The organism is Halobacteriovorax sp., from assembly GCF_041587335.1.
Taxonomy (GTDB): Bacteria; Bdellovibrionota; Bacteriovoracia; order Bacteriovoracales; family Bacteriovoracaceae; genus Halobacteriovorax.
Genome location: NZ_JBFGYP010000265.1, coordinates 1 through 2,061, shown reverse-complemented (window position 1 = coordinate 2,061; position 2,061 = coordinate 1). Strand labels below are relative to the sequence as shown.

The window sequence follows — 2,061 nt, the reverse complement described above, 5'->3', positions numbered from 1 at the left end:
CATAACGTTTCTACTCGCAATTGGTGGTGGATCTGTAATGGATGGAACTAAGTTCATTGCTCTGGCATCTAAGCTTCCAGAAGACAAATATGAAGGGTTGTTATTTAACGGCTTCACACCCGCTCCTCAAGAAGAAGCACTTCCTCTTGGTTGTATTGCAACTCTTCCGGCCACTGGTTCTGAAATGAACGCAGGCGCAGTAATTACATTTAAAAATCAAAAATACCCTGTGATGTCTCCTCTAACATATCCAAAATTTTCATTTCTTGATTCTGAGCTGACGCAAACTCTTCCTAAAGAGCAAATTGCAAATGGTGTGGCAGATGCATTTATTCATGTGATGGAGCAGTACTTAACATATCCTTCAAGCGCTAAGATACAGGATCGTTTTGCAGAAGGAATTCTTCAAACTCTAATAGAAGATGGGCCAACTACTTATAGTGATTATTCAAATGTAGAGGCGAGAGAGAACTTTATTTGGTCCGCTACGATGGCCTTAAATGGAATTATAGGTGTTGGTGTCCCTCAGGACTGGGCAACTCATATGATAGGTCACGAGTTAACTTCTATGTTTGGAATAGCTCATGGACGTACATTAGCAATCGTTTTCCCTTCAATGCTAAGAGATAGAAGAGTTCAAAAGAAAGAGAAACTTCTTCAATATGCAAGCAGAGTTTGGGGAATAAACGAAGGTTCAGATGATGAGAAGATTGACCTTGTGATTCAAAAAACTGAGGAATTTTTCAATAGCCTAGGAATTGTAACAAAGCTATCTCACTACAATATAAAACAAGACGAGCTAAACACTGTTGTTGGAAACATGGAGAAGATGGGGCTAACTGCACTCTCTGAAACAGGAGACTTAGGTCTAAGTGATGTAAAAAATATTTTAGAACAAGCTTATTAAAAGGAGATAGTATGAGTCACTTATTAGACATAAAATTTAAAAATAATAAAAGCGAAGATGTAAGTTTAAAGGACTTTGATGCAAAGGCATTTCTTATAGTAAATGTCGCTTCAAAGTGCGGACTAACACCTCAGTATGAAGGTCTTCAAAAACTATACAATGAGTACAAAGAACAAGGTCTAGAGATTTTAGGTTTTCCTGCAAATGAATTCTTAGGTCAGGAACCTGGAAGTGATGAAGAAATTCAAAGCTTTTGTTCTCTAACTTATAATGTAACTTTTCCGGTCAACTCAAAGATTGTTGTGAAAGGTGAAGGTCAGCACGAACTCTATAAAGAGTTAACTAGTGCAGAAGTAACTTACACTAAGAATGAAGAGGGTCAATTTGAAGGTCTACTCACTGAGAAGGGTCTGATCACTGGAAGTGATAAAGACATCAAATGGAACTTTGAGAAATTTTTAGTTTCTGCTGATGGGAAAATTGTTGCTAGATACTTTCCTGATGTAGAGGCAACGGATGAGAGAGTTAAATCCTCAATCGATTCTCTCATTAAATCAAACAGTTAAGTTATACTTGATCCATATACTAAAGTAATGCACCTGCTCCGCCGATAACTTATCAAAGGAGTAGGTTATTAAAAATCTATCGATATTTCTGATATTCTTATTGTCTCTACAGGTGCACTCTTTAGAAGAGACATATTTACAAGGCACCAAGTTTGATAATCCTGAACGAATGCAGTCAGTAATTGTGACTAACGAAGGGTTTTATCCTCACGTTATCCATGTCTTTAGTGGCGAGACGATGAAGCTTTTTGTTACATCGACAACCAATAAACCTAGTTGTTTAACAATCCCAAAAAAGAATGTATTTCTCTCTGCAAATAGAGGCGAAGTATCTGAAAGTACTGTGATTTTCTCTACTCCTGGCGTTTATGAAGTAAACTGCCCAGTTGGGGGTATTAAGGGAAAAATAGTTGTTCAAGAACACCCTATAAGTCGTAGAGAACGTATAAGACGTGAGATAGCATCTGAAAAAAGAGTAAAGATTTGGCGCCCAAGAGACGAATAGTAGGTGTAAACTAGACTTTTAACAGGGGTTAGAATGTCGTCTGTATTTAGTGATGCTATTGCATCTTTCCTTGCACCAATTGT

General features: G+C 37.5%; 3 protein-coding genes. All 3 read left to right on the top strand.

The genetic code is table 11. The annotated features are described in order from the left end of the window. Positions 1 to 907, top strand: a 907-nt coding sequence (locus ABX784_RS17250; protein WP_372656300.1) for an iron-containing alcohol dehydrogenase, incomplete at its 5' end; no start/stop codon positions are given. A gap of 11 nt (positions 908 to 918) precedes the next feature. Then, complete coding sequence (locus tag ABX784_RS17245) at positions 919 to 1,473, top strand: glutathione peroxidase (RefSeq protein ID WP_372656299.1); 555 nt, start codon at positions 919 to 921, stop codon at positions 1,471 to 1,473. A gap of 112 nt (positions 1,474 to 1,585) precedes the next feature. Next, complete coding sequence (locus tag ABX784_RS17240) at positions 1,586 to 1,978, top strand: cupredoxin domain-containing protein (RefSeq protein ID WP_372656298.1); 393 nt, start codon at positions 1,586 to 1,588, stop codon at positions 1,976 to 1,978. Positions 1,979 to 2,061: the final 83 nt, after the last annotated feature.